Annotated in this window: 3 protein-coding genes; 2 read left to right on the top strand and 1 reads right to left on the bottom strand. The window is 59.6% G+C overall.

Going from position 1 to position 5,118, the window contains the following annotated elements; genetic code table 11:
- Positions 1-114: 114 nt before the first annotated feature.
- Positions 115-483 carry a tyrosine-type recombinase/integrase gene (locus ACGFIV_RS36130; RefSeq protein ID WP_392839571.1) on the top strand — a complete coding sequence of 123 codons (369 nt, stop codon included), beginning with the start codon at positions 115-117 and terminating at the stop codon, positions 481-483.
- 798 nt (positions 484-1,281) lie between these two features.
- Here ACGFIV_RS36130 and ACGFIV_RS36135 read toward each other — a convergent pair.
- Positions 1,282-4,113, bottom strand: a complete 2,832-nt coding sequence (locus ACGFIV_RS36135; protein ID WP_392839573.1) for a DNRLRE domain-containing protein — start codon at positions 4,111-4,113, stop codon at positions 1,282-1,284.
- Between the two features lie 432 nt (positions 4,114-4,545).
- Here ACGFIV_RS36135 and ACGFIV_RS36140 point away from each other — a divergent pair, with 432 nt between their 5' ends.
- Positions 4,546-4,848 carry a hypothetical protein gene (locus tag ACGFIV_RS36140; protein ID WP_392839575.1) on the top strand — a complete coding sequence of 101 codons (303 nt, stop codon included), beginning with the start codon at positions 4,546-4,548 and terminating at the stop codon, positions 4,846-4,848.
- The last annotated feature ends 270 nt before the right edge of the window (positions 4,849-5,118 follow it).

Below are 5,118 nucleotides of genomic sequence, written 5' to 3' on the forward strand. Positions count from 1 at the left end.
TGGATCAACAAACCACTCACGTCTCAAGACGACGGCGCTTCACCACAAACCACACAAGTAGCCTGATGTCTCAACACGTTTGACAGGTTCCGGGCGGACAAGGACACCCGGCCAGTGCCGATTCCTCCGGCTCTGGTGAAGATCCTGCGCGAGCACATCGAAGAGTTCGGCGTGGCCGGCGACGGCAGGCTGTTCGCCACGAGCAAGGGCGGGCTCTACACGAACTCGGCGATCTCCCGCGTCTGGAAGGCGGTACGCCAGCAGGCGTTCACCCCTGCGCAGGTGGCCTCGTCGTTGGCGGCGACGCCGTATGACCTTCGGCACGCGGCTGTCTCCCTCTGGCTTGCCTCCGGCGTCGCCCCTACCGAGGTCGCCAAGCGAGCGGGCCACAGCGTAGAGGTCCTACAGCGTGTGTACGCGAAGGTGATCGACGGACAGAGGGAACTAGCGAACTCCAAGATCCTGAACGCTCTGAACGAGTGATCGCGAGCGGTTGCGGAATGGCCTCGGGTTACCCCCGGGGCCATTCGCATATTTGGGCTGACCTGGCAAACGGCTCCAAGGGGCATTGCATACATATTTTGCACGGGTGGCATACGACTGCCTACGGCTGCATGTCACTGGTCTCGATGTGTCGGACGAGTGATTATCGAAGGGGATTCTGCGCTGCCGGGCCGGCGACCTCTCTTTGTTCTGCTCTCCTTCTGGCCAACCACCACAGCGATAGTGCTATAGCTTGCGCTATGCCGTAGACCAATATTGGTACTCCATAAGGGCGTCGGGGAGCCCATTGATCCGTAATGGTGGCGTATCCGGAGATTAGAACAAGAGCCGCTTCGCTTGCGGCCAGCCCGATCGCTAGTCGGCCTGGACGGTGATTCCTTGTCCACCTTAACAGCCATCCCGCGAGAAGGCCTTGCACTAATCCCGGCCATGTCATGATGAAGTAGTCCCATGCGTATATGGTATCCGCCTGGCGAACTCCAATTACTATTGCAGATAGAGAGGAGTCGGTGAACAATTTCGCCACGGACAGAGGTAGCGCCATCAAGATGGTAAGGAAATCACCATACATGACATCCCCGAGTTGGCCGTTCAGTGTCATAAAAGTCGCGTGAATTATTGCCCCCACATAACACAATGCTGCAATAATTGCTAGACTGTTGACGATAAGCTTGTTTCTATTCATATGGTAAATCTTCTCTTGTTGACAATCCCGAAAAAGAAAAAAGTGCTCGGGAGGTGGAATTCCTCCCGAGCGGGGTAACATCCTCCTATTGCTTAGATATAGGTGTCCCCTCGCGCACGCACGGCGTTATAGAAGATTACTGCGTAAAGCATGCAGGCCGCTCGCTTGTTAATTTTGCCTACGGGGTCCCACTTTGGGTATCCTGGGCACACTTTTTGTGTGAGGATGGTTTGGAATACCGCGTCCACGGAAGGTCGCTTGCTCCTAGCGAGATATCCAGAGCGAATAAGTCCGTAGCCGTAGTCATGAGAATTGCACGCTACTCGGAAATTCAGCCAGTAAACTGGATAGTCGCCGACTACGGGAGCGCTGCATCCGTCATTATTGACACCCATGACGGATGCACCCGTTTTAGTTTTCTGCCAGTACGGTGATCGGAGTGTGACGCCAGTCCCCTGCTGTACGTCAACGGCATGAGGACATCGGCCGTACAGCATGTAATCCGCTGCATAGGGGGCGCAGCTTGCAGCCGCCGCCATGCGGCCAAGGCTTGGCGGAGCTACCTGGGTGGCAGTGCTCAACTTGCCCGGGGCTGCATAAGTCAGGTCCCAAGTTCCGTCTGCGGCACTGGTCAAACGCGTGATGTTTCCTGCCGTGTCGTAATTGTATGACGTTACCTTGATCGGTTCGCCGTCTGTCTGTCGTACGTCTTGGACTTCTCGAAGGCGCTTCGCGCTGTCGTAAGCATAACGAACGGCGGTAATCAACGCGACATCACCGGGGGCATCGTAGCTGATCGACTTTACCTGTCCAGCTACGTCCCCCAGTTGAGACGTGGTTGCGGTGGTGGCTGTGGCGTACTGAAAGGTCACCGAAGCACACCCAGGCGCATCGGGAGTTGGGCAAACACCCTGAGTTGCGGGGGAGACCAGACGCGTCACTCGCCCCTGAGTGTCGTAACTGATGGTTTGCATGCCTGTGTCCGCGGCCCCCAGCGAGGTGATGAGATACTCACTGCCCACCTGGGTCCACACTAAAGTGATTTGAAACTCGCCACCGCTTTGTGTGAACGTGCCATCGGCGTTCTTTACTATGGTCGCACCATCATCGCCAGTGAACGTCCCGGGCTGTGCTTGGTTGGCGAGGAAGCGCACCGATTCCGTGCCGGTGCTGTACACGAACTGCAGGTAGCCGTTGCTGCTGTTGTCCACTAGGCGAGATCTAAGTATTCCGCCGAGAGGTTCCAGTCGCCAATTTGGGCCGAGAACAGCCTCGTTCGGACGGGCTACATCTGTGCGTTGACCAGCACTGTGACTGCGAGTGGTGACCAGCCCATCCTCGAACACATCGATGCCGCTGATGACCCACGAGCCCGTGTCTACATCCACTTGTCCTGGTCTAAAATCCTCAGGACCAGGATCGGCTGGGTCCTCCCCCTCACCTGGAATAAAGACGGTGTCGGAGGTGACGGTCAGCGTGGGTGGGGGGCCGAAGTCATCGGTGTTCTCGGAGGAGGTGAAGACCCGGTAGTTGTTGCTGGTTGTTTCTGTGGGGGATTGCAGCACCAGGCCGTGGTTGGGGGCGGTTCCGCTTGCCCAGGCGCTGACGATCGTGGTGACGTTCCACGTCATTTGGCCGGGCCAAGTGGCGCAGGTTGAATCGATGCCCGCGGTGTTGGTGACGGCGCCGTCGGTGGTGTTGGTCGGTTGGGGTGTCCAGGTCTGGGTGTCGGCGTGCCAGAAGCCGGTGATGCGTCGGACCTGGATGCCGGCCCCGACCGTGGCGCCGCAGCTGGGAGCGTCGAAGTTGGTGAGGGAGAGCTGGGCTGACGTGATGGCGGGAAGGCCTCTGGTGTCGAAGGCCAGGTAGATTCGGGACTTCTGGGTGCCCTGCGTCCCGGCGGTCAGGTATTCGCCGTCGACGTTGTTCCAGTCATTCTCGCTATCCACGTCTGTGTCGCCGTTGAGCGGCAAAGCAACTGAGGGGTCGACTGTGACGGGGTAGGTCGTCTCGGGGTCGTTAAGGAAATCCATGGACGGCTTGAGCACGAACACCTTGCCGCCGGTCTTGTCGATGACCTTGGAGGTGATCGGGCCGCTGCGGCCGTGACGAATGGCCGCTAGGTGGCCGATTCGCGAGGTGAGTCCCTTGTTGCTGGCATTGGAGTCCCACATTGCCGGCTTGGAGGAGATTGCGATCACCTCGCCGGCAGAGTCGCTTACCTTGAGGTTGCCCTCGTTGTCGCCCAAGGTGAGTCCCTGGGGGGTGATGGGAATGTGTACCTCTACCGGGCTGGTGGGCTTGCGGTTGAGGACGACGTCGAATCGCAAGCCGGTGGGAAGGGCCGTGGCGACGAGGTCACCGGCTCCCTCTCCTGCGACGCCTCGATAGATGGCCTTGTTGCCCTCGATCGCTGGTTGGGGTAATTGCCCCTCCCAGCCAAGGCTGAGGGACGTGCCGTCGCTGCGACGGAACTCGGCGAACGGCCCGCTGCCACCGCCCGAGAACTTGATGTCGGCCTTGGCCGCCTTTGGCTGCAGCGTATTCCCCGACCGTTCGAGGTCGGTGTCGATCTTCTGCCAATTGCCGTTTGCGTCCTTGACTCGGACGGGGCCGGAGGTGATCCGCGTAGTGATCTTGCCCGCTGGAGTCACCTCGCTGGTTGAGGTTTCGGTCGTCAGTGACGGAAGCTGCACGGGCTTGCCGGTGCTCTTTGCCTGCTCGACTGCCTCGGTCAGCTCGCTTTGTGCGGCGCTCTGGTCGCTGCCTTTTGGGTGTGGGGATGGCTCGGTTTGCGCCGACGCGGTCCCCGCCGACAGCAGTGATGCTAGAAGGCTCGATGCCGTGAGCGCTGCGATTGCCAGTCTGCGATGCTGACCCTTGGTGAGGATCGAGCGACGTTGACTCGCTGATGAAGTATGCAACTCTTGGGGTCTCCTATCCCTTTTGGGAGGTTGCCAGCGAATCGTGACATGACCGTGAAGGTTTGCATAAGTGTGATCAAGAACACAGCGAGAGGCTTGATCGTTGGGCGCGCAGGTGGCAGCCCTAGGGGGTCATAAATCTTGTCCAAAACTGGATTTTCGGACATGTATTACATATTGTGTGAACGCTAGGGCAAGACCGTGACCGGGTTCCCGTTTTGGGGAAGAACTGCTATCGACGAGGCCAAGGGGGTGTCGCGGTCTACGTGCAAATCTGGCACACCCAAGGCCTGCGATGCTGACTGCGATGAAAGTGTCACGCTAGGTAGCGGTATCGCGGTGGACCCAAACATGCCGCTCTTGTCAGCATGAAAGTACGGAGAGTGCCCGCGGGGGCGTCTGTTCGGCCAGCGCTACCGATACAGCCCGATCGTGCTGTACGTGAGCTACCAGCGGTGGGCGTGCCAAGGCGAGGGCGATCACTCTGTCAGTGCGCGGCCCTTCGCCAACAAGCGCTATACCGACTCGGGTGCCGCGCATGATGATCGTGGTTTGAAGCATCGGGCGGACAAGGACATGCTTGCCCGTGCCGACTTCTCCGGCTTTGGTGAAGATCTTGCGCGAGCACATCGAGCAGTTCGGGGTGGCCGGCAACGGCAGACTGTTCGCCACGAGCAAGGGCGGTCGTACACCAGCTCGGCGATCTCCGGCGTCTGGAAGTCTGCACGCAAGTAGGCGCTCACCCCTGAGCAGATGGCCTCGTCGTTGGCGGCGACGCCGCACTACCTTCGACGCGCCGCCGTCTCCCTCCGGCTAGCCTCCGGCGTCGCCTCGACCGAGGTCGCCAAGCGAGCGGGCCACAGCCTAGAGGTCCTGCAACGTGTGTACGCAAAGGTGATCGACGGACGGAGGGAACTAGGAGCTGTTTGACGTTCGGATCTTGGTGGGGTCCGGTAGCGGGCTGGTCATGGCTGATAGAACTCGGATGTGGCGCGCTTTGATGTG

The organism is Sphaerisporangium sp. NPDC049003, assembly GCF_043197795.1.
Lineage (GTDB): Bacteria > Actinomycetota > Actinomycetes > Streptosporangiales > Streptosporangiaceae > Sphaerisporangium.